The 24,782-nt window shown below is 66.5% G+C and carries 24 protein-coding genes; 21 read left to right on the top strand and 3 right to left on the bottom strand.

What is annotated here, in order from left to right; translation table 11 throughout:
- Positions 1-131: 131 nt before the first annotated feature.
- From FOB72_RS08010 to aceA, 18 genes are all read left to right on the top strand, one after another.
- Positions 132-2,075 carry a gamma-glutamyltransferase family protein gene (locus tag FOB72_RS08010; protein ID WP_411859829.1) on the top strand — a complete coding sequence of 648 codons (1,944 nt, stop codon included), beginning with the start codon at positions 132-134 and terminating at the stop codon, positions 2,073-2,075.
- Between the two features lie 395 nt (positions 2,076-2,470).
- On the top strand, positions 2,471-3,697 hold the full coding sequence (locus FOB72_RS08005) for a hypothetical protein (protein WP_150372038.1): 1,227 nt from the start codon (positions 2,471-2,473) through the stop codon (positions 3,695-3,697).
- 10 nt (positions 3,698-3,707) lie between these two features.
- Entirely contained in the window at positions 3,708-5,093 is a 1,386-nt protein-coding gene (locus FOB72_RS08000; RefSeq protein ID WP_150372037.1) for a hypothetical protein, read from the top strand.
- Between the two features lie 364 nt (positions 5,094-5,457).
- Positions 5,458-6,465: a sulfate ABC transporter substrate-binding protein gene (locus FOB72_RS07995; protein ID WP_150372036.1), complete on the top strand. Its 1,008-nt coding sequence runs from the start codon at positions 5,458-5,460 to the stop codon at positions 6,463-6,465.
- Between the two features lie 229 nt (positions 6,466-6,694).
- Entirely contained in the window at positions 6,695-7,861 is a 1,167-nt protein-coding gene (gene ssuD, locus FOB72_RS07990) for an FMNH2-dependent alkanesulfonate monooxygenase (protein WP_150372035.1), read from the top strand.
- A gap of 11 nt (positions 7,862-7,872) precedes the next feature.
- Positions 7,873-8,694, top strand: coding sequence for an aliphatic sulfonate ABC transporter permease SsuC (gene ssuC, locus FOB72_RS07985; protein WP_223851461.1), 822 nt, complete (start codon positions 7,873-7,875; stop codon positions 8,692-8,694).
- A 14-nt stretch (positions 8,695-8,708) separates the two neighbouring features.
- Positions 8,709-9,626 carry an ATP-binding cassette domain-containing protein gene (locus FOB72_RS07980; RefSeq protein WP_150372034.1) on the top strand — a complete coding sequence of 306 codons (918 nt, stop codon included), beginning with the start codon at positions 8,709-8,711 and terminating at the stop codon, positions 9,624-9,626.
- A gap of 48 nt (positions 9,627-9,674) precedes the next feature.
- Entirely contained in the window at positions 9,675-9,890 is a 216-nt protein-coding gene (locus FOB72_RS07975; RefSeq protein ID WP_109581308.1) for a molybdopterin-binding protein, read from the top strand.
- Positions 9,891-9,901: 11 nt separating this feature from the next.
- Positions 9,902-10,747 (top strand): EAL domain-containing protein, encoded by an 846-nt coding sequence (locus FOB72_RS07970; RefSeq protein ID WP_150372033.1) that lies wholly within the window; start codon positions 9,902-9,904, stop codon positions 10,745-10,747.
- Positions 10,744-11,436: an RBBP9/YdeN family alpha/beta hydrolase gene (locus FOB72_RS07965; RefSeq protein WP_150372032.1), complete on the top strand. Its 693-nt coding sequence runs from the start codon at positions 10,744-10,746 to the stop codon at positions 11,434-11,436. Before FOB72_RS07970 ends, FOB72_RS07965 begins: the two co-directional genes overlap by 4 nt.
- Before the next feature lie 106 nt (positions 11,437-11,542).
- On the top strand, positions 11,543-12,475 hold the full coding sequence (gene cysT, locus FOB72_RS07960; protein ID WP_150372031.1) for a sulfate ABC transporter permease subunit CysT: 933 nt from the start codon (positions 11,543-11,545) through the stop codon (positions 12,473-12,475).
- A gap of 3 nt (positions 12,476-12,478) precedes the next feature.
- Complete coding sequence (gene cysW / locus FOB72_RS07955; RefSeq protein WP_150372030.1) at positions 12,479-13,504, top strand: sulfate ABC transporter permease subunit CysW; 1,026 nt, start codon at positions 12,479-12,481, stop codon at positions 13,502-13,504.
- The gene (locus tag FOB72_RS07950) at positions 13,501-14,610 is read left to right on the top strand and encodes a sulfate/molybdate ABC transporter ATP-binding protein (protein ID WP_150372029.1); all 1,110 of its coding nucleotides are present in this window, start codon (positions 13,501-13,503) and stop codon (positions 14,608-14,610) included. The genes cysW and FOB72_RS07950 overlap by 4 nt, the downstream gene beginning before the upstream one ends.
- Complete coding sequence (locus FOB72_RS07945) at positions 14,607-15,557, top strand: CysB family HTH-type transcriptional regulator (RefSeq protein WP_150372028.1); 951 nt, start codon at positions 14,607-14,609, stop codon at positions 15,555-15,557. Before FOB72_RS07950 ends, FOB72_RS07945 begins: the two co-directional genes overlap by 4 nt.
- Positions 15,558-15,677: 120 nt before the next feature.
- Complete coding sequence (locus FOB72_RS07940; protein WP_223851460.1) at positions 15,678-16,847, top strand: sensor histidine kinase; 1,170 nt, start codon at positions 15,678-15,680, stop codon at positions 16,845-16,847.
- Positions 16,848-16,866: 19 nt separating this feature from the next.
- Positions 16,867-17,688, top strand: a complete 822-nt coding sequence (locus FOB72_RS07935) for a LytR/AlgR family response regulator transcription factor (protein WP_150372027.1) — start codon at positions 16,867-16,869, stop codon at positions 17,686-17,688.
- Positions 17,689-17,731: 43 nt separating this feature from the next.
- A complete protein-coding gene (locus FOB72_RS07930) occupies positions 17,732-18,148 on the top strand; it encodes a gamma-glutamylcyclotransferase (RefSeq protein WP_150372026.1) in 417 nt (138 codons plus the stop codon).
- Between the two features lie 295 nt (positions 18,149-18,443).
- Positions 18,444-19,751 (top strand): isocitrate lyase, encoded by a 1,308-nt coding sequence (gene aceA / locus FOB72_RS07925; protein ID WP_150372025.1) that lies wholly within the window; start codon positions 18,444-18,446, stop codon positions 19,749-19,751.
- A 65-nt stretch (positions 19,752-19,816) separates the two neighbouring features.
- Here the strand turns inward: aceA and FOB72_RS07920 are convergent, their stop codons facing one another.
- Both FOB72_RS07920 and FOB72_RS07915 read right to left on the bottom strand, forming a co-directional pair.
- Positions 19,817-20,251 carry a universal stress protein gene (locus FOB72_RS07920; protein ID WP_150372024.1) on the bottom strand — a complete coding sequence of 145 codons (435 nt, stop codon included), beginning with the start codon at positions 20,249-20,251 and terminating at the stop codon, positions 19,817-19,819.
- 106 nt (positions 20,252-20,357) lie between these two features.
- Positions 20,358-21,314: a LysR family transcriptional regulator gene (locus FOB72_RS07915; protein ID WP_150372023.1), complete on the bottom strand. Its 957-nt coding sequence runs from the start codon at positions 21,312-21,314 to the stop codon at positions 20,358-20,360.
- Between the two features lie 147 nt (positions 21,315-21,461).
- Here FOB72_RS07915 and FOB72_RS07910 point away from each other — a divergent pair, with 147 nt between their 5' ends.
- From FOB72_RS07910 to FOB72_RS07900, 3 genes are all read left to right on the top strand, one after another.
- Positions 21,462-22,163 (top strand): haloacid dehalogenase type II, encoded by a 702-nt coding sequence (locus FOB72_RS07910; protein ID WP_150372022.1) that lies wholly within the window; start codon positions 21,462-21,464, stop codon positions 22,161-22,163.
- Between the two features lie 49 nt (positions 22,164-22,212).
- Positions 22,213-23,799: a malate synthase A gene (aceB, locus tag FOB72_RS07905; protein ID WP_150372021.1), complete on the top strand. Its 1,587-nt coding sequence runs from the start codon at positions 22,213-22,215 to the stop codon at positions 23,797-23,799.
- Between the two features lie 119 nt (positions 23,800-23,918).
- Positions 23,919-24,389 carry an SRPBCC family protein gene (locus tag FOB72_RS07900; protein WP_150372020.1) on the top strand — a complete coding sequence of 157 codons (471 nt, stop codon included), beginning with the start codon at positions 23,919-23,921 and terminating at the stop codon, positions 24,387-24,389.
- Positions 24,390-24,407: 18 nt separating this feature from the next.
- Here the strand turns inward: FOB72_RS07900 and FOB72_RS07895 are convergent, their stop codons facing one another.
- Positions 24,408-24,677: an acyl-CoA-binding protein gene (locus FOB72_RS07895; protein WP_150372019.1), complete on the bottom strand. Its 270-nt coding sequence runs from the start codon at positions 24,675-24,677 to the stop codon at positions 24,408-24,410.
- Positions 24,678-24,782: the final 105 nt, after the last annotated feature.

Below are 24,782 nucleotides of genomic sequence, written 5' to 3'. Positions count from 1 at the left end.
GCCGCCTGGTCGAGCCACCAGCGCGGCAGGGGGGCGTTTTTCCTTTTATTTTTGGTCGTAGTCCCGGAGGACAAATCGTGTTGCATCTCAAAAGAAAGCAGCTGGCACTGGCCACGGCCGTCGCCAGTACCCTGCTCGTCATCTCGTGCGGCGGCGATGACAATCCCCCCACGTCATCCACCCCGACCACGCCGGTCACGCCCGCGGACACCAGCTGTCAGGTGCTGGCGGACAATGGCACCACCGTTGTCGTGGGATCGAACCAGCCGGGCGATCCGTCGCTGCCGGAGCCCGCATCGGGCTATCGCAAGGGGCTGAAGCCGGTCAGCGCGAAGACCTATATGGTCTCGTCGTCGAACGCCTATGCCAGCGCCGCCGGTTGCGCGGTGCTGAAGAAGGGCGGCAGCGCGGCCGATGCGGCGGTGGCCGTGCAGTCGGTACTCGGCCTGACCGTGCCCGAAGCCACGGGCATGGGCTCGGGCGGTTTCATGCTCTACTACGACGCGCGCAACAAGTCCGTGCAGGCCTACGACGGCCGCGAGTCGGCCCCGGCCGCGGCGACCGAGAACTACCTGCGCTGGATCGACGACGTGACCACGCAGACGACGCCCGTGCCGAGCGCGCGCGCGAGCGGACGCTCGATCGGCACGGTCGGTATTCCGCGCCTGATCGAACGCGTGCAGAAGGAACACGGCAAGCTCGCGTGGAAGGATCTGTTCGGCGATGCGATCTCGCTGGCTTCGAACGGCTTTCCGATCGGCGGCCGCCTGGCCGCGGCAATCTCGAGCAATGCCACCTCGCTGAAGCGTGATGCCGAAGCGCTCGCGTACTTCTTCAATGCGGACGGCACGCCGAAGGCGCTGGGCACGGTGCTCAAGAATCCGGCCTACGCCAACACGCTGACCCAGATGGCCGCGAACGGGGCGAACGCGATCTACACGGGCCAGATCGCGCAGGACATCATCAACAAGATCGGCACGACCGCGGCGGTGGACGGCAGCCCGATCACCCCGGGCAAGACCACGCTGGCGGATCTGGCCGCATATCAGGCCAAGATGCGCGAGCCAATCTGCACGACGTACCGCGCGTACTGGATCTGCGGTGCGCCGCCTCCGACGTCGGGCGGTATCACGGTGCTGTCGGCGATGGGCATTCTCGAGAATTTCGACATGGCCTCGATGAAGCCGACCGCGATCGACGGCGAGGGCGGCAAGCCCGCCGTGCTCGGCGTGCATTACGTGAGCGAGGCCGAGCGCCTGGCCTACTCCGATCGCGACAAGTACGTGGCCGACACGGACTTCGTGCCGCTGCCCGGCGGTTCCGCCAACACGATGCTGAACAAGTCGTACATGGCATCGCGCGCGGCACTGATCTCGCCGACGGCGAGCATGGGCACGGCGACCGCGGGCAACCTCGGCAACGTGCCGCTCGGCGTGGCATCGCTGATCGAGCACGGCACGAACCAGTTCACGATCGTCGATGCCGACGGCAGCGTGGTCAGCGCGACCACGTCGGTGGAATCGAGCATGGGGTCGTTCCATATGACCAACGGCTTCCTGCTCAACAACCAGCTGACGGACTTCAACGCGACGCCGACCGATTCGCTCGGCGTGCCGATTGCCAACCGCGTACAGCCGGGCAAGCGTCCGCGTAGCTCGATGTCGCCGACGATGGTGTTCCGCAAGGCCGCCGACGGTTCCATCGGCGACTTCTTCATGGCCACCGGTTCGCCGGGCGGCGGCACCATCCCGCAATACGTCGTGAAGACGCTCGTGGGCGTGCTCGACTGGGGCCTGGACGCGCAGCAATCGTCGGGTCTCGTCGACTTCGGTGCGAGCAACTCCGCGACGACGACCGTGGGTGGCGAGCATCCGAACGTGGACATCACGAACAGCGGCAACAACGATCCGCTGATCACGGGTCTGCGCGCGCTGGGCCATACGGTCTCGACTTCCGCGCAATCGAGCGGCGTGAACACGGTCATGCGCTCGCAGAACGGGGGCACGCCGATCTGGACCGGCGGCACCGATCCGCGCCGCGAAGGCGTGGTGCTGGGCGACACGTTCCGTCCGTAATCGCACTTCGCTGAGAACGCGCCTCGCCCGACAGGGCGGGGCGTTTTTTTTCAGAGTCGTTGTTTCATCGTCCTATTCCGAATTGTGTGTCGTCGGGCGTCTTGGCGCCGTGACACTTGATGGAAGTCAATTCCATACGGGCCTCGGCCCTCTAGCCTCGTTTCTGTTTCCACCGAGTGCGCGAGGGCATGATGGCAAGTGAGAGAGAAACAACGGCGAAGCGGTTGACGGTACGCGCGGCGCCACAGGTCTGCCGATGGGCGATGCTTCCGGCCTGTCTGGTCCTGTGGGGATGCCCGGAGCAGATCGGACCGAATGCGACCGGCGGCACGGGATCCAAAACGTCCGTCACGTCATCGACACCGGCCACTGCGCCGACACCGAAGCCCGAGGACGTGAACGCGCCGCTTGCCTTTCGCGGCACGCTGTCCTTCGGTGGCACATTCGTCATGGTCATCAACCAGCCGGAGGCCGGCAAGGCCACGATCCGCTTCGAGGATTCGCCGTTCGGGCTCAAGGGTGCCATCGTCGGCGATGTGCGCAAGGTATCGGGGCGCGGCGGGCTGGCCGTGACCGCGCTTGTGTCCGACGGCAGCGACCCGCCGCCCGAAGCCGTGATCGAGGCGTTGCCACGTATTGGCGTGCGGTTCGGCATTGGCAACGGTGCATTGCGCGGCGAGATCGAAGGGCTGCCCAATGTCGCGCTGGCGCAGGGGGGCGAACCACCCGGCACGGTGAAGACCCGGCATCCGGGATCGGCGATACTGGCCGGAACGATTCACGCGGTGGCCACCGAGAGCGCGCCGCCGCTGGCCAGCATCGCGGGGACGTACACGTACATAAGCGAGACCGCGCGGTACCCGGCGCGCTACTTCGCACCGCTGCCGGGTAGCCAGAGCGCGCAGGTGGGCCAGTTGCGCATCGAGAGCGATGGCAAATTCAGGGCATGCCCGAATCAGGTCTACGCCGAGGCGTGCGAGCCGGTGCGCAGCGGCGATGCGGTCATGACCGCGGAGGTACGGCTTGCGGATCAGACGCGGCATCCCGGCCAGTTCGAGGTGTGGAGCGCGGATGTCCTCGTCGGCCGCCTCTTCGCGCAGGAGGACATGGGCAAGTGGAATCTGCGCATGGCACAGCAGGGGGGAGTGGGAAACGATACCGTGCAGATCGGTAGCTGGATCATGCAGGCGACGACGCAGCCCCTTGCAGCCGATGCGCTCGACGGCAAGTGGCGGTGCATCCAGCCAGCGCTCGACCTTGCGGCCACAGCGCTGAATCCGCCGGTATCCAGCGGCATGATCGACGAGAGAGACTGGATCCTGAAGGGCGGGGGCATCGCGAGCGACGATCACGGTTCGCTGGACTCGGCGCGTCTGACATTCAATGCAGGGTTCGCCGCCGATGCCAACGCGAAGCCAGCGCCTTTGCCCGGCGTCGTGTACGCGTTCAGGCAGGACACGCAGACGCGGCCCGGCACCGGCGAGGAGCGCGAGGAAGTGATATTGCCCCTCGACGACCAGTCCTTTGCCTATCTGCGCGAAGTCGACGGCAAGGCGGAGAGCACGGTTGCGGGGCTGTGCTACCGAAGATCGGACAAGCGGCCCGGGCGACCCAGCCACTGAGGACGTATCCATGGAAGCCATGGCAGGCGTCACGCATGCGCGGGGCAGGGGGCCGTTTTATGGTCCGCTGTATGGGCCGCTCTACGGTCCGCTCTACGGTCCGCTCTACGGTCTGCTCTCCAGTCTGGTCTGCGGTCTGCTCGCGGGATGCCCGTCGGAGGAGGGGGCGCAACCCGCGAGTCGCCCGGCGAGCGCGGGCACCGGCACCCCGGGGCCCGCGAAGCCCCCGAAACATTATCTCGGCATGATGTCGCTCGGCGGCACGATCGCGCTGACGCTCGACGCGCCGGCCCCGGGCAGGGTCACGCTGCGATTCGCCGATTCACCGTTCGGCCTGCACGGCAGCGTCGTCGGCCACTACATGCCCGACGGCGACGGCTATGTGGTCACGAGCCTCGAGGCGGATGCCGCCGATCCGCCGCCCGGCCATGTCGTGTCGCAGCTCGGCGAGCTCGAGGTGGCCTTCCGCGTGGGAGACGACCGGTTGGGGGACGACCGGCTGGGGGGCGACCGGTTGGGAGACGACCGGTTGGGCGGCGATATCGCCAATCTGCCGGCATCGGCGTTACCGGGCGCGGCACGGCTCGCGGGATTGATCCACGCGACGTCCCTCGCGGCATTGCCGGCCATGGCCGACATTGCGGGCGATTATGCCTTTGTGATGACGCACGTCGATCGCGCGGAAGGGGATCTTTCCCCCGTGCATGGTAGCAACCAGGCGGCGGCCGGGCAGGCGCGGATTACCGCGGACGGACGGCTCGCCATCTGCCGGGGGCAGGATTACCGGGACCATTGCACGTCCCCGGACACGGGCGAGCCGGCGCCGGGCGCCACGCTCCACCCGGCGGATCAGACGCGCTATCCGGGCGCGTTCGAGTTACGCGCGGACGGCGAGGTGGCGGGGCGCGTGTTCCTGTCGCGCGATGGCGATGCCTGGACGCTGTTTATCGATCAGCAGCAATCGCTGGGCGGCAAGCTCGATCTGGGCGCGTGGGTCCTGCGCAGCGCCCGGCCTTTGCGGGACGGCGCCCTGTCGGGCAACTGGTCCTGCCGGCAGCCGGACGTCAGCTTTTCGGTGCTGGCAGGCGCCCAGCTCAGCGGCGCGATGGCCGGCCATTCCTTGTGGATCGATGGGGGCACCGTTGCCACGGGGCGGGTGCCGGGCATCGTCAGCGATCTCTCGCTGAACGCCGCGTTCGGCAACTTCAGCGAGACCCGGCCGGCTTCCGTCGGCGGGCTGGCCCACGTGAAATGGTTCGATCCGCCCATACAGCCCCACACGGAGCTGATTCGCGAGCAGGTGCTGATGCCGCTGGGCGACACCCATCTGATCTACCTCAACGAAATGCGCAGGGATGTCGACAGCGTCGTCTGGGGCGCCTGCCACAAGATGTAGCGGGTGCCGGCGAATGCGCTCGCAACTGACACAGATCAAGGCAAGCGCACATCGCGATCGGTAGCATCGATCCTGTCATGGAGATGCGGGGGCGCTCTCCATGGCTTGTCTACCCGTTTCCAAATGGAAACTTGGCCCGCGGCACGCAAGTCCCGCGGGCTATTTTTTGGCCGCTCGTCGCTTTTCATGGCTTCTCATGGCGGTATGTGCATATTGCCGCCTGTTCTTATGCGGAAAACGTGCAAGGTTCGATGAAACCATTCGTTCCGTTCAGATAGCCCCGTCGGTAGTCTCCATCCCTGACACATTGAACAACCAGGCGCCACGCGCCGATTCACGACCTTTTCAGACGGGAGCACTTCAGATGATTCGCAAGCTGGCCATCGGCCTCGCCGCTTTCGCCGCGATCGGCGCCGCCCAGACCGCCTCGGCCAACACCAACCTGCTCAACGTTTCGTACGATCCGACCCGTGAGCTCTACGTGGACGTCAATGCCGCCTTCGCCAAGGCCTGGAAGGCCCAGGGCGGCGACAACGTGACGATTCGTCAGTCGCACGGCGGCTCGGGCAAGCAGGCCCGTTCCGTGATCGATGGCCTGGACGCGGACGTGGTCACGCTGGCGCTCGGCTACGACATCGACGCGATTGCCGAGAAGGGTCTGCTCAAGGCCGACTGGCAGAAGCGCCTGCCGCACAACGCCTCGCCGTACACCTCGACCATCGTGTTCCTGGTGCGCAAGGGCAATCCGAAGCAGATCAAGGACTGGAACGATCTGGTCAAGCCGGGCGTGCAGGTGATTACGCCGAACCCGAAGACCTCGGGCGGCGCGCGCTGGAACTACCTGGCCGCATGGGGCTACGCGCTGCGTCAGCCGGGCGGCAATGAAGCGAAGGCCAAGGAATTCGTCGGCGCGCTGCTGAAGAACGTGCCGGTGCTGGACTCGGGCGCGCGCGGCGCGACGACGACGTTCGTCGAGCGCGGCCTGGGCGACGTGCTGATCGCATGGGAAAACGAAGCGATCCTCGCGATCAAGGAACTCGGTCCCGAGAAGTTCGATATCGTGGTTCCGTCGGTCTCCATCCTGGCCGAGCCGCCGGTGGCCGTGGTCGACAAGGTCGTGGACAAGAAGGGCACGCGCAAGGTGGCCGAGGCCTACCTGCAGTTCCTGTACACGGACGAAGGCCAGGAAATCGCGGCAAAGAACTACTACCGTCCGATTTCCGAGAAGATCGCGGCCAAGTACGCATCCAACTTCCCGAAGATCAAGCTGTTCACGATCGACGAGGCGTTCGGCGGCTGGCAGAAGGCCCAGAAGGCGCACTTCGCCGATGGCGGTTCGTTCGACCAGATCTATCAGCCGGGCAAGCGCTGATTGCCGAACAAGGCCGGGGCGCGCCGCCCCGGCATGCCTGAAGGAGACGCAAGCAATGATGATCCTTCCACCCAGGCAATCCGCGCCGCGTTCGTGGCGCGCCAGATGGCGATGTTCCGCCTGATCTGATTCCGGCTTGTTTTTTTCCGCTCCATGCATGTCGCCGTGTTCGGGCCGACAGGGGAGCGTTCGTTCGCTTATCCAACGAGATCGCTACGAGGCAACGTTCATGCAAGTCTTCTGGTTTATCCCCACGCACGGCGACAGCCGCTACCTCGGTACCTCCGAGGGCGCGCGCGAAGTCAATTTCGACTACCTGCGGCAGATCGCGACGGCCGCGGACACGCTCGGCTATGAAGGCGTGCTGATCCCGACCGGCCGCTCGTGCGAGGACCCGTGGGTCGCCGCGTCCGCGCTGGCCGCGGTCACGCGCAAGCTGAAGTTCCTGGTCGCGGTGCGCCCCGGGCTGATGACGCCGACGCTGGCCGCGCGCATGGCCGCCACGTTCGACCGCATCTCCGGTGGCCGCCTGCTGGTCAACCTGGTGACGGGCGGCGATGTGGCCGAACTGGAAGGCGATGGCCTGTTTCTCGATCATGCCGAGCGCTACGAGGCGTCCTCCGAATTTATCCGCGTCTGGCGCGACGTGCTGGCCGCCAGTCACGACAGCGGCGAGATCAGCTTTGCCGGCAAGCATATCAACGTCAAGGGCGCGCGGGTCCTGTATCCGCCGCTGCAGCGCCCGCATCCGCCCGTGTATTTCGGCGGATCGTCGGCGGCCGCGCATGACCTCGCCGCGGAACAGGTGGAGGCGTACCTGACCTGGGGCGAGCCGCCCGCGGAGGTCGCGAAGAAAATTGCCGACGTGCGCGCGCGGGCCGAGAAGCTTGGCCGCACCGTGCGTTTCGGCATTCGTCTGCATGTGATCGTGCGCGAAACCGACGAGGCCGCATGGGCCGCCGCCGAAGACCTGATCAGCCGGCTCGACGACGAGACCGTGGCGCGCGCGCAGGCGGTGTTCGCGAAGATGGACTCCGAAGGCCAGCGCCGCATGGCCGCGTTGCATGCGGGCGGCAAGAACGCGCGTACGCGCGAGGCGCTCGAGATCAGTCCGAACCTGTGGGCGGGCGTGGGCCTCGTACGCGGAGGCGCGGGCACGGCGCTCGTGGGCGATCCGAAGACCGTGGCCGCGCGCATGGAGGAATACGCGGCGCTCGGTATCGACACGTTCATCCTCTCCGGTTATCCGCACCTCGAAGAGGCCTATCGTTTTGCCGAACTGGTGTTCCCGCTGCTGCCGCGCAACGTGCGCGAGAAGCTGCCGGGCCAGGTCCTGTCGGGACCGTTCGGCGAAGTCATGGCAACCGGCCTCGTGCCGCGCGCCGCGCAAAGCTGAAGGAGCCCGCAATGTCCGCACCGTCGATTCCCGTCAACCGCGGCACCGGCCGGCAGGCGACCAACGCCGCGGGCGCGCTGCGCGCCGTGGCGCCCTGGATCGTGCCCGTGCTGCTGATCTTCACGTGGCAGGCCGCGTCGCAACTGGGCTGGCTGTCCAACCGCGTGCTGCCGGCCCCGCTGGCCGTGGTGGAAGCCGCCTGGGGGCTCGCCGTGTCGGGCGAACTGTGGCGGCACGTGTGGGTGAGCACGTGGCGCGCGCTGATCGGGCTGGCCGTCGGCGGCGGGCTCGGGCTTGCGCTCGGCCTGCTGACGGGCACGTTCCGTACGGCCGCCACGCTGCTCGACAGCACGTTGCAGATGATCCGGAACATTCCGACGCTAGCGCTGATTCCGCTCGTGATCTTGTGGTTCGGCATCGACGAGACCGCGAAGCTGTTCCTGGTCGCGCTCGGCGTGTTCTTTCCGGTGTACCTCAACACGTATCACGGCATCCGCGCCGTCGATCCCGCGCTTGTCGAGATGGCCCGCAGCTATGGGCTCTCCGGCTGGCGCCTGTATCGCGAGGTGATCCTGCCTGGCGCGCTGCCGAACATCCTCGTCGGCGTACGGTTTTCGCTCGGCCTGATGTGGGTGATCCTGATCGTGGCCGAGACGATCTCCGCGCAGTCGGGCATCGGCTACATGACCATGAATGCGCGCGAGTTCCTGCAGACCGATGTGGTGCTCGTGGGCATTCTGCTCTACGCGCTGCTCGGCAAGCTGGCCGACGTGTTGTCGCGCGCGCTCGAACGTTACTGGCTGCGCTGGCATCCCGGTTACCAGACATCCTGAGCAGGAGTTATCGCATGCAAAGTCATCCCCTCGAAGCGGCCGCGGTCGCCTATGTGGACGCCACCCTGCGGCGCCAGACGGCCGACGATCTCACGCATCCGCAGGGCCATGCCCGCGCCGTCGCGCGCAACGGCGCGCAGGGCGGCGTTGCGCTGCACGTGCAGCAGGTGGTCAAGCGCTATAACGGACGCGAGGTGCTGCACGGCATCGAGCTGCAGACGACGCCCGGCGAGTTCGTGGCGATCGTGGGCCGCAGCGGCTGCGGCAAGAGCACGCTGCTGCGTCTGGTCGCGGGCCTCGAAGGCCGCGACGAAGGCGCGATCACGTTCGATGGCCGCGATGGCCGCACGCAGCGCGAGGACATCCGCGTGATGTTCCAGGACGCGCGCCTGCTGCCGTGGAAGCGCGTGCTGGACAACGTGGCGCTGGGCCTGCCGAAGGAACGCGCGGCCGATGCCGCGCAGGTGCTCGCGCAGGTCGGCCTGGCCGAACGGGCGCAGGAATGGCCCGCGCGTCTTTCGGGCGGCCAGCGGCAGCGTGTGGCGCTGGCGCGCGCGCTCGTCCATCACCCGCGGCTGCTGCTGCTCGACGAGCCGCTCGGCGCGCTCGACGCGCTGACGCGCATCGAGATGCAGGGCCTCATCGAATCGCTGTGGCGCCGGCTCGGTTTTACGGCGCTGCTCGTGACGCACGACGTGTCGGAGGCGATCGCGCTGGCCGATCGCGTGGTGCTGATCGAGGACGGCCGCATCGCGCTGGACGAGCGCGTGGATCTGCCGCGGCCGCGGCAGCGTGGCTCGGTAGCGTTCGCGCAGCTGGAGGACAGGGTCCTGCGCCGTGTCATGCAGCACGAGGGACATGAGGGCAGCGAAGAGGTGGTCGTCGAGGTGCCGCGCGTCCGGCATTTCGACTCGGTGGGCTGGGCGGTTTGATACGACCCCCGGCGAATGTGAATCATTTTTTCCGAAGGAGCTTCTATCATGAGCATTCAGGCGATCAACGTACGTAATCAGTTCCGTGGCAAGGTGGCCAACATCATCGAGGGACCTGTGGTGTCGGAAGTCGATGTGGAAACCCCGGCGGGTATCGTGACGTCGGTCATCACCACGCGGTCGATCCGCGACCTGGGCCTGGTCAAGGGCAGCGAGGTCGTGGCGCTGGTCAAGGCGACCGAGGTGTCGCTGGCCAAGCTCTGAGGGTCCATACCATGCCCGACGCGCTCGACCGCTATCTGGAAACGTTGCCCCGGGGTCCCGTCGCGGGGCGGGAGCTGTGGCGCGATGCGAGTGGCCAGGTTCAGGGCCAGTACTTCAACTGTTCGCTGACGAGCGTCTTCGAGCCGCTCGTCACGCTGGCGGATCGCAGCGTCGTCGCGCACGAGGGCGCCATTCACACCTACGCCGAGGACGGCGTGGGGCTTGCCGCATGGAAGCTGTTCGCCATGGCGGCCGACGATGCCTCGCTGGTGTCGCTGGACCGCCTGTCGCGGCTCGTGCATGCGATCAATTATTTCGCCGGCCCGCCCGAGCAGGACGGCGGGCACAAGCTGGTGCTCAACGTGCATAACCGCCTGCTGGCGGCCGTGGCCGACGATCACGGGGCCGCATTCCGGCGCGCGCTGCAATCGCTGGGCCTGCCGCTCGAGCGGTTCGTGATCCAGGTGCCCGCGAGCGCCAACGACGATCTGCCGCTGCTGCTGCACGTGGTGGGCAATTACCGGCGCAACGGGTTTGCGGTGAGCCTGCAGGCGTCCGATCCGGCCGAGGCGGGCGCGCTGATGGCGCATGCATTGCCGGACTGGCTCAAGCTCGACATGCGCCGCACATGGACGGACCGCCAGTTGTCCGGTCTGCGCGCGAGCGCCGCGAACGCGGGCGTGACGCTGATCGGCCGCCGGCTGCAGGACACGCTGTCGGTGGAGCGGTTACAGGCCGCGGGCATCGCGCTGGGGCAGGGTATCGCCGCGGGCGAGGCCGTGTCGGCACGGCAATTGCACGCGGGAACCGACAAGTCAGGGACAGCCGCGAGCGCGTCGCGCAAGGAGCCAGCATGAGTGCATTGCCCCCCACCGGAGAAACCGCCGCATCGTTGCCGTCGGCCGACAGCGCGCCGTCCGGCCAGCTGGCCGTCCCGCGCGGACTGCAGATCCTGACCGTGCCGGGCCTGCACGGCAGCGGCCCCGCGCACTGGCAGTCGCGCTGGGAGGCGCGGCATCCGGACTGGCAGCGCATCGAACAGCACGACTGGTCGCGGCCAAGCCTGCCGCTGTGGTCGGAGCGCGTGTCCGAGGGCGTCATGCGCGCACGGCGCGTGGCCCAGGGTGGTGCGGTGCTCGTCGCGCACAGTTTTGGGTGTCTGGCCACGCTCCGGCAGGCGGCCCTCGATCCGGTCGGTATCGCGGGCGCGCTGCTCGTGGCGCCGGCCGATCCGGACAAGTTCGGCGTCGGCGCGCTGCTGCCGACGTGGAAGCTGCCGTTTCCGACCGTGCTGATCGCGAGCCGCGACGACCCGTGGATGGTGCAGCGCACGGCGTTCAGCTGGGGCGCGCTGTGGGGCAGCGAACTCGTCGATGCGGGCCAGCTCGGCCATATCAATGCGGACTCCGGGCTTGGCGAATGGCCGGTCGGGCAGGCCTATCTCGCCACATTGCTCCAGCGCATCGAGTCGCAAGGCACGGAAAGTGATGTTTCAGGCTGCTGGGAGTCGAGCGTGGAGCTCGGCTGCACCACTCCTTATATCTAAACCGTCTAAAGACATGCAGAAAGATTCGTTCTGTTTATAAGGGCCTATCTGCAAAATTTGTCTCGGTAGCCCGCGCGTTATGCGCCGGCTTCATAAGCGAGACGATATGCCGCCATCCATTACCGCCACGGACCTGCCACCGTCCGGGCCCAAGCCAGCCAGCCGTACGCTCCGTCCGAGGACGAACCAGCGCTTTACCGTACTGCCCGGATTCGGGTTGTCGCTGGGCTTCACGATCTTCTACCTGACGCTGATCGTCCTGATTCCGCTGTCGGCGACGTTCCTGAAGACGTTCACGATGACGTGGGAAGCGTTCTGGCGCACCGTGACGGAACCCCGCGTGGTGCATTCGCTGGAACTGAGCTTCGGCGCATCGTTCGTCGCGGCCATCATCAATACCGTGTTCGGCCTGATCGTCGCGTGGGTGCTCGTGCGCTACCGCTTCTTCGGCAAGCGATTCATCGACGCGCTCGTCGATCTGCCGTTCGCGCTGCCCACGGCGGTGGCCGGTATCGCGCTGACCGCGCTGTTCGCGGGCAATGGCTGGATCGGCAAGTATCTGGAACCGCATGGCATCAAGGTCGCGTTCACGCCGCTGGGTATCGTCGTGGCCCTGACGTTCATTGGCCTGCCGTTTGTCGTGCGCACCGTGCAACCGGTGCTCGAGGACGTGGAGCGCGAGCTCGAGGAAGCCGCGGCGAGCCTCGGCGCCTCGCGCCTGCAGACGTTCTATCGCGTGATCCTGCCGGCCATCCTGCCCGCGCTGCTCACGGGTTTTGCGCTGTCGTTCGCGCGCGCCACGGGCGAGTACGGTTCGGTGGTCTTTATCTCCGGCAACATGCCGATGGTGTCGGAGATCGCGCCGCTGATGATCTATTCGAAGCTCGAGCAGTACGACTACGCGGGCGCGACCGCGGTGGCCGTGGTGATGCTCGTGATCTCGTTCGTGCTGCTGCTGCTGATCAACCTGTTGCAGGCCTGGACGCGACGCCACCAGACTGGTGCGCGCGCGGCTGCAGAAATCGTGGCGAAGGATTAAGAGATGGCCGGCGCAGTTTCCCGACTCGGATCGAAGGGCACGGCCCATCATCCCTACGACGCCACCGGCGAGTCCCGATGGGTCCGCTATACGCTGATCACGGTGGCGGTGCTGTTTCTCGCACTGTTCCTGTTCGTACCGCTGGCATCGGTGTTCTTTGAAGCGTTCAAGAAGGGCGTCGATACGTACCTGAGCGCGCTGACCGAGCCCGACGCGGTCTCGGCGATCCAGCTCACGCTGACGGTGGCCGCCATCGCGGTACCGCTGAACGTGGTGTTCGGCGTGGCCGCGGCCTGGGCCATCGCGAAGTTCGACTTTCGCGGCAAGAACCTGCTGATCACGCTGATCGACCTGCCGTTCTCGGTGTCGCCCGTGATCTCGGGCCTGATCTATGTGCTGATGTTCGGCGCGCAGGGCTGGTTCGGCCCATGGCTGGAGGCGCACGACATCAAGATCATGTTCGCGGTGCCCGGCATCGTGCTCGCGACGGTCTTCGTGACGTTCCCGTTCGTCGCGCGCGAGCTCATTCCGCTGATGCAGGCGCAGGGCAGCGAGGAAGAAGAGGCCGCGATCGTGCTCGGCGCGTCGGGCTGGCAGACGTTCCGGCATATCACGCTGCCGAACATCCGCTGGGGCCTGCTGTATGGCGTGATCCTGTGCAACGCGCGCGCCATGGGCGAGTTCGGCGCCGTGTCGGTGGTGTCGGGCCATATCCGCGGCCTGACCAACACGATGCCGCTGCACGTGGAAATTCTCTACAACGAATACAACTTCGCGGCCGCGTTCGCGGTGGCGTCGCTGCTGACGCTGCTGGCGCTCGTGACGCTCGGCATCAAGACGCTGGTCGAGATGCGCGCCGCGCGCGAACACAGCGAGGACGCGCTGGAGCGGCCGGCCGATCCGGTACTGGCCCCGTCCTCGCCCAAGGGTGCGGTATCGGAACCCGCCACGCAACACACCACGCAACACACCACGCAACAAGCATCGCATCAATCGCAGCAACAACCGCTGCAGGGACAGGCATCATGAGCATTCAGGTCAGGAACGTAGAGAAGCGCTTCGGCGACTTCGTGGCACTGGACAACGTGTCGCTCGACTTCGACGAAGGCGAGCTGACCGCGCTGCTGGGCCCGTCCGGCTGTGGCAAGACCACGCTGTTGCGCATCATCGCCGGCCTGGAACGCGCGGATGCCGGGCAGGTCGTGCTGGCAGGTACCGATGCCTCGCAGCATCACGTGCGCGAGCGTAACGTGGGCTTCGTGTTCCAGCACTACGCGCTGTTCAAGCACATGACGGTGTTCGAGAACGTGGCCTTCGGCCTGCGCGTGAAGCCGCGCGCCGAGCGTCCGTCGGAAGCGAAGATCCGCGAGAAGGTGAAGTCGCTGCTGGAACTCGTGCAACTGGACTGGCTGGCCGACCGCTATCCGTCGCAGCTGTCGGGCGGCCAGCGCCAGCGTATCGCGCTGGCCCGCGCGCTGGCCGTGGAGCCGCGCGTGCTGCTGCTGGACGAGCCGTTCGGCGCGCTCGACGCCAAGGTGCGCAAGGAACTGCGCCGCTGGCTGCGCCGCCTGCATGACGAACTGCACGTGACCAGCGTGTTCGTGACCCATGACCAGGAAGAAGCGCTCGAAGTGGCCGATCAGGTCGTCCTGATGAATCGCGGCCGCGTGGAGCAGTTCGGCACGCCGGAGGCCGTCTATAACCATCCGGCCACGCCGTTCGTGTTCGGCTTCCTCGGCAATGTGAACCTGTTCCACGGCCGCCTGGAAGTCGGCGACACCGGCGGCCTGCTGCATACGGGCGACTCGGTGCTGCCCGTGGTGGGGCAGGGCCACGAGACCGCCGGCGATGCCGTGGCCTATGTGCGCCCGCACGACCTCGACCTCGAGCGCTACGCGCCGGGCACCGACGGGATTGCCGTGACGCTGCGCCGCGCGCTGACGCTGGGCCCGGTCGCCCAGCTGGAACTCGAGCGCGAAGACAACCAGGACGTGATCGAGGTGGCGCTGCCGCTCGAACGCTTCCGCCATCTGGGCTTCCGCGAGGGCGAACTGCTCGCCGTGCGGCCCCGCCAGTTGCGCGTCTTCACGCGCGACACCCCTGTGCAGGACAAGAACAACGGAGTCACGCCATGAACTTCCAGCAACTGCGATCGATTCGCGAGGCGGTACGCCGCCAGTTCAATCTGACCGAAGTCGCCAACGCGCTGTACACCTCGCAGCCGGGCGTGTCGCGCCAGATCCGCGAACTCGAGGAAGAGCTCGGCGTGGAAATCTTCGAGCGCTATGGCAAGCGCCTGACCGGCCTGACCGAGCCGGGCCGCGAAATCGTCCGCATCGTCGAGCGTCTGCTGCTCGAGGCCGAGAACCTGCGGCAGGCCGGCGACGAGTTCGCGGGCCGCCATACGGGCCGCCTGACGGTGGCCACCACGCACACGCAGGCACGCTACGCGTTGCCGAAGGTGGTGCAGAGCTTCCGGCGCGAATACCCGCACGTGACGCTGGCCCTGCAGGAAGCGTCGCCGCAGCATATCGTCGAGCTGTTGCTGACCGGTCAGGCCGATATCGGCATCGCGACCGAGGCGGTGGCGAGCGAGGCGGGCCTGACGTCGTTCGAGGCCTACAGCTGGCAGCACGTGCTCGTGGTCTCGCCCGACCATCCGCTCACGCGCATTCCTGAACCGTCGCTCGAGGACATCGTCAATTTTCCGATCATCACGTACGACGCGGGCTTCACGGGCCGGCGCAAGATCGACGGCGCGTTCGCCGAGGCGGGCCTCCAGCCAGAGATCGTGCTGACCGCGATGGACGCGGACGTGATCAAGACGTATGCGGAACTGGACCTGGGCGTGGGCATCATCGCGTCCATGGCGTACGACGCGCGCAAGGACGCGGGGCTCGTGCGCATTACGGCCGATCACCTGTTCGAACCCAACACGACCAGTGTGGCGGTCCGGCGCGGGGCCTACCTGCGCGGCTATGCGCAGGCGTTTATCAGCATGTTCGCGCCGCACCTGTCGGCGGACACGATTTCCACCGCGCTCGCGGAGACCGTGCGCGGGCAGGCGCTCCAGGCGGCCTGATCCCACCGGTTTTCGCACACTTGGCGCCGTGCCGGTGCGTTTCGTCGCACGGCGCTTCCCCCGGCCCGGTAACCGGCGTAAAGTTACGTCCACGCAGCATTGCTGGAGGGACGAGACCCCGTGAACCGTTGTCTGTATGCCGCGCTACCGTCGAGGCTGACCATCCTTGGCCGCGATCTGCTGTTCGTCATCTGCATGAACACCGTGATCGCCCTGAGCCTCAACTACGGCTTCCGCACTGGCGGTTCGCTGTTCCACAATCTCGTCTATAGCCAGCTGATCGGCCTCTCCATCTGGGCGCTGATCGATATCCCGCGCGTGGGAATCTGGTGGAACGACCGGCCCCGCCGCTGGCCGTTCCTGTGCCTGGCCGCCGTGGCCGTGCCCGTGGGCGTGCTCTTCGGCAGCTGGGCCACGCGCGAGGTGCTGAACCTGCCGATCCGTTCGCATGCGGAGACCGGCGACATGCTGCGCATGTGCCTGGTGGTGGGGATGCTCGCCTCGGCGAGCATGATCTATTTCTACTGGTCGCGCGAGAAGCTCGCCTACCTCGAGCGGCAGGCCGCGCTGGACGCGCTGCAGCGCGAGGAAGCGGAGAAACAGCTCGTGCGCGCGCAGCTCATGGCGCTGCAGGCCCAGATCGAGCCGCATTTCCTGTTCAATTCGCTGGCCAACCTCGACGGGCTGATCGCCACCGATCCCCGCGCGGCGCGGCAGCTGCTTCAGCGGCTGATCGGCTTCCTGCGCACGTCGCTCAAGCACACGCGGGCGGAGCAATGCACGCTGCGGCAGGAGTTCGAACTGCTGCGCAGCTACCTCGAAATCCAGTCGATGCGTTTCGGCTCGCGGCTGGCGTTCGAGATCGACCTGCCGCCCGCGCTCGCGGATGTGGAAATTCCGCCGATGCTGATCCAGCCCCTGGTCGAAAACGCCGTGACGCACGGCATCGAGCCGTGCATGCGGGGCGGCGCGATCGTGCTGGCCGCGCGCGACCCCGGCGATGGCAATGTGCAGGTGGTGATCACCGACAGCGGCGTGGGCTTCTGCCAGGGCGGCAGCAAGGGGTCCGGCATGGGCCTCACGCACGTGCGCGAGCGGCTGGCGCGGATCTTCGGCGCGGCTGCGACCATGCAGATGGAAGAAAACCAGCCGCGCGGCGTGATCGTGCGGCTGACGCTGCCGCTCGTGCGGCGGACCGATACCGTGCCGGTAGTGCCCGCCGAGGGCGTGGCGGCCGTGCCGGCGCGCGCCCGTCCGGCGGGCGGTACCGTGTCGCCGGCGCATCCCTGATCCACAACCCACTCCCGCGATGTCCCCGACGCTGCTGATCGCCGATGACGAACTGCTGCTTGCGCGCGTGCTCGAGGCCGAGCTCGGTGCGCTCTGGCCGGAGGCGCGCATCGTCTCCGTGGTGCATGACGGCGTATCCGCGCTGGATGCCGCGCGCGAGCACCGGCCCGACGTGGCCTTTCTCGATATCCGCATGCCCGGCATGAGCGGGATGGACGTCGCGCGCGAACTCGTGGAGCTGGATGCGCCGCCGCTCGTGGTTTTCGTGACCGCCTACGATCAGTTCGCGCTCGAGGCCTTCGAGCGCGCGGCGGTCGATTACGTGCTCAAGCCCGTGCAGCACGAGCGGCTGGAAGCCACGGTGGCGCGGCTGCGGGAGCGGCTGTCGGTGCGGCTGTCGTCCCCGGCGGCCGAGCCCGAGCCGGCCGCGGTGGACGCCGATCGGCTCGCGCAGCTGCTGCACCGGCTGGAGGCGCTCGAGAATCCGCCACCGCAGCGCGGCGTCGCGCCGGGCCAGTACCTGCGCTTTATCAAGGCGCTGGTCGGGCAGGAGGTCCGCATCATTCCCGTGGACGAGGTGATCTACCTCGAGGCCACGGACAAATACGTGAACGTGGTGTCCGCCAACGGCGAGGCACTGATCCGCACGAGCCTGCGCGAACTGGCGCAGCAGCTCGATCCCGACCGCTTCTGGCAGATCCACCGCGGCACCGTGGTGAACATCGATTGCGTGGCGAGCGCGGTCAACCAGTCGCTCGGGCGTGTGTCGCTGCGGCTGCGCAACCGCGCGGAGTCGCTGCCCGTGGCGCGGCAGTATGCGCACCTCTTCAAGCAGATGTAATCGCATAAGATGGCGTGTCTTTCCCCATCCTGTCCGTCCCATCATGCATCGCGTATTCGTCTACGGCACGCTCCGTGCCGGTGAAGTCAACGACCTGAACCTCGCCGCGGCGCGGCATGGCATTGCGGCGCCGACACTGGTCGGCCCCGGCGTGATCGCCGGCCGCCTCTATGACTTCGGCACCTATCCGGGCCTCGTGCTCGACGCCGCGGCCGGTCCGGTGGCCGGCGACATCTACGACATTCCCGAGGCGCTGCTGCCCGTGCTCGACGAGATCGAGGAGGTCTATCCCGGCCAGGCCACGCTGTTCGTGCGCGAGGTGCGCGACATTGCGCACGGCGGCGCCATGGTGCCGTGCCTGCTGTACCCCGTGGCCGATAGCGCCGTGGCGGGGCTCGCGCGAATCGAGAGCGGCGACTGGGTCGAATATCGACGCGCGCGGGACGTGGCAGCCGCCTGATCCCGTGACCGCCAGAATTTCACGATGCGGAAAGCTGTTTTGGTGCGCAAAAATGCATGGGTGCGGAGCACAACGTGCATTTCTCATCATGAAAGACCGCATGCCACATCGCGAAATTTATCCTGTAACACATTGAATATAAAGGAATAAAAATCTTCGCCTGCGGACGGTTCTACGCTTGTTGCGACGCGGGAGGCTTCCCTACACTCTTATATAAGACACATGACCTGCGGCAGCAAAAACCGGTCGGTGTCACGAGTTTCGAAGCCCACCCCATCGATCACAGGAGAACACCATGTCCCGCCAACAAGATATCCAGAAGCTCCAGCAAGACTGGGAAACCAACCCGCGCTGGAAGGGCGTGTCGCGTAACTACACGGCCGAGGACGTGATCCGCCTGGGCGGTTCCATCCAGGTCGAACACACGCTCGCGCGCCGTGGCGCCGAGAAGCTCTGGCATCTGCTCAATACCGAGCCGTTCGTGAACACGCTCGGCGCGCTGACGGGCAACCAGGCCATGCAGCAGGTGAAGGCGGGCCTGAAGGCGATCTATCTGTCGGGCTGGCAGGTGGCCGGCGACGCGAACGTCGCGGGCGAGATGTATCCCGATCAGTCGCTGTATCCGGCCAACTCGGTGCCGCTCGTGGTCAAGCGCATCAACAATACGTTCCAGCGCGCGGACCAGATCCAGTGGAGCGAAGGTTCGGGCGATGTCGACTACTTCGCGCCGATCGTGGCCGACGCCGAAGCCGGTTTCGGCGGCGTGCTGAACGCGTTCGAACTCATGAAGGCCATGATCGAGGCGGGTGCCGCCGGCGTCCACTTCGAAGACCAGCTCGCTTCCGTCAAGAAGTGCGGCCATATGGGCGGCAAGGTGCTCGTGCCGACGCGTGAAGCCGTGGCCAAGCTGCATGCCGCGCGTCTGGCGGCGGATGTCTCGGGCGTGCCGACGCTGGTGATTGCGCGGACCGATGCCGAGGCGGCCGATCTGCTGACCTCGGACGTGGACGATCGCGACAAGCCGTTCTGCACGGGCGAGCGCACGGTCGAAGGCTTCTATCGCACCAAGCCCGGCATCGATCAGGCCATCGCGCGCGCCATTGCCTACGCCGAAGTGGCCGACCTCGTCTGGTGCGAGACCGGCAAGCCCGATCTGGAGTTCGCGAAGAAGTTCGCCGAGGCCGTGCACGCGAAGTTCCCGGGCAAGCTGCTTGCGTACAACTGCTCGCCGTCGTTCAACTGGAAGAAGAACCTTGACGACGCGACGATCGCCAAGTTCCAGAAGGAACTCGGTGCGATGGGCTACAAGTTCCAGTTCATCACGCTGGCGGGCTTCCACTCGCTGAACTACTCGATGTTCAACCTCGCCTACGGCTATGCGCGCAACCAGATGAGCGCGTTCGTCGAACTGCAGGAGAACGAGTTCGCCGCGGCCGAGAAGGGCTTTACCGCGGTCAAGCACCAGCGCGAAGTGGGCACCGGTTACTTCGATGCGGTCACGCAGACCATCGAAGGCGGCCAGTCCTCGACCACGGCGCTCAAGGGCTCGACCGAGGATGAGCAGTTCTTCGACGAGAAGAAGGCCGAGCGCAAGGCAGCGTAAGGTCGCTCCCCCTCTCCCCCGCTCCCTGGATGGGAGAGGGGGAGAGGGGAGACGGGGAGCGCCTGCTATCGATAGACGATGACCGGGATGTCGGTGTGCGTGAGCACCTTCTGCGTCTCGCTGCCGAGTAGCAGGCCGGTCAGGCCGCGGCGGCCGTGGGAGGCCATGAAGATCACGTCGCAGCCGTGGCGCTCGGCCGCGTCGATGATGCCGAGGTAGGGCACCGCGAACGTGGTCATGTCGGCGTCGAACGGCAGGTCCTCGGCCCGTGCCGCGGTCTCGATCTCGCGCAGATAGAGCCGCGCCTGATTCTCGATGCGGTCCTTGAACGCCTGCGGCGCCTCCACCACGATCTCGCTGAAAGGCGTGTAGGGATACTCCTCGAGGCAGACATAGGCGGTGACGCGCGCGCCGATCGCCTTGGCCAGTTCCAGGCCGCCGTCGATGGCCTTCTTCGACAGCGCGGAACCGTCCGTGGGTAACAGGATGTGCTTGAACATGCTGGACCTCCTTTCACGAAGTCAACCCGACAAGTTCATTCTAGTCCGCTTGCGACGCCTGCCCTTGTTTCAGATCAAACCGCATCGTGCCGTGCCGCACGCACCGTTACGCCACGATGTCGTGGCCGGCCTCGGCCGCGAGCGCGGCCGCCTGCTCGGCGCGGCGCCAGTAGGCGGGATTGCCGTAGGTGTTCTTGAGATGATCGATAAACAGCCGTACACGCAGCGGCAGATGCTTGCGCTGCGGAAAGACGGCGTGGATGCCGATCGGGGGCGCCTGGAATTCGTCGAGCACGGTCACGAGCCGGCCGGCCGCGATCTCGTGGCCGACTTCCCACCACGAGCGCCAGGCGAGGCCATGGCCCTGGAGGCACCACTCGTGCAGCACCGCGCCGTCCGTGCATTCCATCGTGCCACCCACCTTGACGGTCACGGGCTGGCCGTCCTGCTGGAACACCCAGCCACGCTGGACGTTCGCGCTGGCGCCGAACGCCAGGCAGTTGTGGCGCGCGAGGGATTCCGGATCGGGCGGCGTGCCCGCGCGCGCGAGGTAGGCCGGCGAGGCCACGACCACGCGGCGGTTTTCGGCCAGCCGGATCGACACGAGATTCGAGTCGGGCAGATCGCCGAGCCGGATTGCGCAGTCGAACCCCTCGTTGACGAGGTCCACCACGCGGTCCGCGAGGTCGAGCGTAATGGTGACGTCGGGGTGCGATTCGATGAACAGCGGCACGACCGGCGCCACGTGCTTGCGGCCGAAGCCGGCCGGCGCGGTCACGCGCAGGTGGCCGCTGGCCTTGACGCCGCCGGCGGACACGCTGGCCTCGGCGTTGTGCAGGTCGTTGAGGATGCGCTGGCAGTCCTCGAGAAACGCGGATCCCTCGAAGGTCAGCGTGAGGCGGCGCGTGGTGCGGACCAGCAGCTTGACGCCCAGACGTTCCTCGAGCGCGTCGATGCGGCGGCCGATGATCGCGGGCGCCACCCCCTCGGCCGCGGCGGCCGCAGAGAGGCTGCCGCGTGATGCGACCGACACGAACGTCTCGAGTTGTTTGAAGTGGTCCACGGTTGCAACGCATGAGTTTCAGCGGAATCGGGCTAGATTAGATGCCGAAAAGTAAAAGATCAAGTGACCCCCACCGGCTTTGTCGCACTGCACTGCGTGCCTACAATGCCCTGCATTCAGACGTGTACAACCCCATTCAGTCCATTCATGCACAAGATTCGCGCGGTCGTGTTCGATGCCTATGGCACGCTGTTCGACGTGTATTCGGTCACGGCGCGCGCGGAGCAGTTGTTTCCGGGCAAGGGGGAAGCGCTGGCACTGCTGTGGCGCGAGCGTCAGATCGACTACACGCGCGTGCGCACGATGGCGGCGCCCGATGGCGCGCGGTACAAGCCGTTCTGGGAGATCACGATCGACGCGCTGCGCTTTGCGGCCGAACGGCTGGGGCTGGACATGAACGCGGGCACGGAGGCGCAGCTGCTCAAGGAGTACGCCTGCCTGTCCGCGTTCCCGGAGAACCTCGGCGCGCTCAAGCGGTTGAAGCGCGCGGGGCTGCCGCTCGGCATCCTGTCGAACGGCAATCCCGAGATGCTCGATATCTCGGTCAAGAGCGCGGGCATGCAGGGCCTGTTCGACCATGTGCTGTCGGTCGAGTCCGTGCGCCAGTACAAGACCGCGCCGGCCGCCTATGCGCTCGGCCCGGCCGCGTTCGACCTGCCCGTGCAGGAGATCCTGTTCGTGTCCTCCAATGGCTGGGACGCCTGCGGGGCCGCCTGGTACGGCTATACGACGTTCTGGATCAACCGTGCCGGCCATCCGGCGGAGCGCCTCGACGTGGCGCCTGCCGGGACCGGGCACGACATGAACGACCTGCTCGCTTTCGTCGCCACCCGTGGCGTGCCGAACTGACGCGCGGGTCTACCCCTCACCATTCCATCGCATATACAGGAGAACACTGATGGCTATCACGCTGCCCGCGGGCATGAAGATTACCGGCGAGATCCTGCCGGCCTATGAAGACATCCTGACGCCGGAAGCCCTGGCCCTCGTAGACAAGCTCCACCGCGCCTTCGAGCCGCGCCGCCAGGAACTGCTGGCCGCGCGCGTGGAGCGCGCGAAGCGCCTCGACGCCGGCGAAATCCCCGATTTCCTGCCCGAAACGAAGTCCATTCGCGAGGGCGACTGGAAGGTGGCCCCGGTACCGAAGGCGCTCGAATGCCGCCGCGTGGAGATTACCGGTCCGGTCGAGGCCAAGATGGTGATCAACGCGTTCAACTCGGGTGCCGACAGCTACATGACGGACTTCGAGGACTCGAACACGCCGAACTGGCACAACCAGATGCAGGGCCAGGTCAACCTGAAGGCCGCCGTGCGCCGCACGCTGACGCTGGACTCCAACGGCAAGCACTACAAGCTCAACGACAAGATCGCCACGCTGCAGGTGCGTCCGCGCGGCTGGCATCTGGACGAGAAGCACGTCACGATCGACGGCAAGCGCATTTCGGGCGGTATCTTCGATTTCGCGCTGTTCCTCTTCCATAACGGCAAGGAGCAGATCGCGCGCGGCGCGGGCCCGTTCTTCTATCTGCCGAAGATGGAAAGCCACCTCGAGGCACGCCTGTGGAACGACGTCTTCGTGATGGCGCAGAAGGAAGTCGGCCTGCCGCAGGGCACGGTCAAGGCGACCGTGCTGATCGAGACCATCCTCGCCGCGTTCGAGATGGAAGAGATCCTGTACGAACTGCGCGATCACAGCGCGGGCCTGAACGCCGGCCGCTGGGACTACATCTTCTCGTGCATCAAGAAGTTCAAGGTGGACAAGGACTTCTGCCTGGCCGACCGCGCCAAGGTCACGATGACCGCGCCGTTCATGCGCGCCTACGCGCTGCTGCTGCTCAAGACCTGCCACAAGCGCGGCGCGCCCGCGATCGGCGGCATGAGCGCGCTGATCCCGATCAAGAACGATCCGGAGAAGAACGCGATTGCGATGGAAGGCATCATCAGCGACAAGCGCCGCGATGCGACCGACGGTTACGACGGCGGCTGGGTCGCGCACCCGGGCCTCGTGGAGCCGGCGATGAAGGAGTTCGTCGCGGTGCTCGGCGACAAGCCGAACCAGTTCGAGAAGCAGCGTCCGGACGTGAACGTGAAGGGCGCCGATCTGCTCGACTTCAAGCCGGAGACGCCGATCACCGAGCATGGCCTGCGCATGAACATCAACGTGGGCATCCATTACCTCGGCGCCTGGCTGGCCGGCAATGGCTGCGTGCCGATCCACAACCTGATGGAAGACGCCGCCACGGCCGAGATCTCGCGCTCGCAGGTGTGGCAGTGGATCCGTTCGCCGAAGGGCAAGCTCGAGGATGGCCGCAAGGTGACCGCCGAGCTGGTGCGCGCGCTGATTCCGGAAGAGCTGGCGAAGGTGAAGCAGGTCGTCGGCGGTGAAACGCCGACCTACGACCGCGCCGCGCAGATCTTCGAGCAGATGTCCACGTCGGAAGACTTCGCCGAATTCCTGACGCTGCCGCTGTACGAAGAAGTCTGATCCGCCTCGTCGCGAATCGGCAAAGCCCCCGGGTTCTCCCGGGGGCTTTTTTTATGCATCTGCGGCACCATGTTCGTCACGCATTCATAATGACGGCATTGACGAACTGGAGAAGTGAGTTGCGTTTCGAACACCTGGTGGAGATCAACGATCCCGGCAATCCCGCGGTGGAACCGCTGACGGCAGGGCAGCTATGGCAGGGGCTCGTGCTGCGCGCGGAAGAGCCGACCGAGTTCATCCTGGGGCTCGACCGCGCCGAGGTGACGGCGCGCGGCGAAGGCTGGATCGAACGGGTGCTGCACTTCGGCGAGGCAAAGATCCGGGACCGCGTGGTGTACGAGCCGCAGCGGCAGGTCCGGTATGAAACCGCGGCCACGGCCGAGCATGCGGGCGGCACGCTGACGATGGTGATCGAGACGCCGGGCCCCGATGCGCTGCTGCTGCGCTTTATCTACGAGACGACGATGCCGGCGGTGGACGCGAGCGGCGACGACCGCTACGCGGAGATCGTCAAGTCCGCCTATCACGAGGCGGACCTGGACACCGTGCGCAAGATCCGCGAGGTCGCGCACAGCGGCCGGCTCGGCTGAGCCGGCCCCCGCGGCGGGTCAGCTGACGGCGCCGCTGCGCAGTTCTTCGACGAGGTCGATGTACTTCTGCATCGCCTCGTCCTTCGCCGTGCCCTTCAGCGATTCCCACGCCTCGAACTTGTAGCGGCCGACGAAATCCGTCATGCCGGGCTTGTCGCCATGCGCGTCGCCTTCGCTGCCTTGCTTGTACAGCGCGTAGAGGCGCAGCAGCGTCATGTTGCTCGGGCGCTCGCTCAGCGCTTTGACATCGACCGTGGCTTGTTCGAAGCGGGCCTGAAGATCGCTCATGGGGGACTCCTGTTTCAAGAAATTGCGGTGAATTTTGTGCGATGTCCGATGATAGCCGCGCCCGCGCGCCGTTTGCGGCAAAAAAATCCGAAGAAGCCTTCGGTC

The sequence above is a fragment of the Cupriavidus pauculus genome (assembly GCF_008693385.1).
In the GTDB taxonomy this organism is placed as follows: Bacteria; Pseudomonadota; Gammaproteobacteria; order Burkholderiales; family Burkholderiaceae; genus Cupriavidus; species Cupriavidus pauculus_D.
Note: the sequence above shows the minus strand (reverse complement) of the source record. Positions and strands in the feature narration are given on the sequence as shown.